2 protein-coding genes are annotated in these 944 nt (G+C 31.6%); both read left to right on the forward strand.

From position 1 onward, the window contains the following. The first annotated feature begins 183 nt into the window (after positions 1-183). Positions 184-378 (forward strand): helix-turn-helix transcriptional regulator, encoded by a 195-nt coding sequence (locus tag DOT_RS13105; RefSeq protein WP_009619431.1) that lies wholly within the window; start codon positions 184-186, stop codon positions 376-378. A 2-nt stretch (positions 379-380) separates the two neighbouring features. Then, complete coding sequence (locus DOT_RS13110; RefSeq protein WP_009619433.1) at positions 381-827, forward strand: DUF6773 family protein; 447 nt, start codon at positions 381-383, stop codon at positions 825-827. Positions 828-944: the final 117 nt, after the last annotated feature.

The following is a 944-nucleotide window of genomic DNA, read 5'->3' on the forward strand; positions in this document are numbered from 1 at the left end:
ATTAAATATTTAAGCATTATCAATGTCTGATAATTGACGGACTTGATAGTGCTTTTTTTATATTAATCTAGATAGTATAACTTCATTAAATCCTTTCTGAAGCATAAGGGAGTAAAATATGCAATATATAGTTTACATATTGAATAATATAGTGTATAATATGCAATATAAGGAGGGGAGATATTGAAGAATCTAAAATTGAAATCAGCAAGAGCTATTTTAGATATGTCACAAGCTCAATTAGCGGAAGCTGTGGGTGTAACGAGACAGACAATCGGAATGATTGAAGCGGGAAAATTCAATCCATCATTACAGTTGTGCGTTGCTATATGCAAAGAGTTAGGTAAAACATTAGACGAAATATTTTGGGAGGGGTAATAGTGAAAGACGAAAGAATTGAACAGGCTAAGCTAAAAATAAGAAGTGAAATGGCAATTATTATTTTATATGGCGTAGCTCTATCATTTTTAGTAAAAACATTAGTGTTTAAAATGAGTTTGCAGGATAGTTTGCTAGAGTATTTAATCTTGATATTTTTCCCACTCTATCAGTTTATAAGAATGCATATGATGAAGGTAAGTATTTACAATGAGCGTGAAAAAAAGACATCTCTAAAGAATCTGATTATTGTAATTGGAATCCTAGTGGTTGCATCAATGGTGTTAATTTTTAATTCGATGAAGAAGTCAGCAATGTATGACTGGCAAAGCCCAGTAATTTTCCTGTTAATATTTATAGTCTTATTTTTAGCCATCTTTTTTCTTACGTATAAGTTCAATCGATATAGAAGCCATAAGTACGAAGAAGAATTTGATGATGATAAATAAGGCAGCATCAGAAAAACTCAATGGAATATGGGTTGTATCGAAAATCACTCAGTTAACTTAATACAAAGAAAATGACGCCTCTATACAGGGGCGTCAAGTCATCTATCCTTTTGTGTG

This window comes from Desulfosporosinus sp. OT (assembly GCF_000224515.1).
Lineage (GTDB): Bacteria > Bacillota > Desulfitobacteriia > Desulfitobacteriales > Desulfitobacteriaceae > Desulfosporosinus.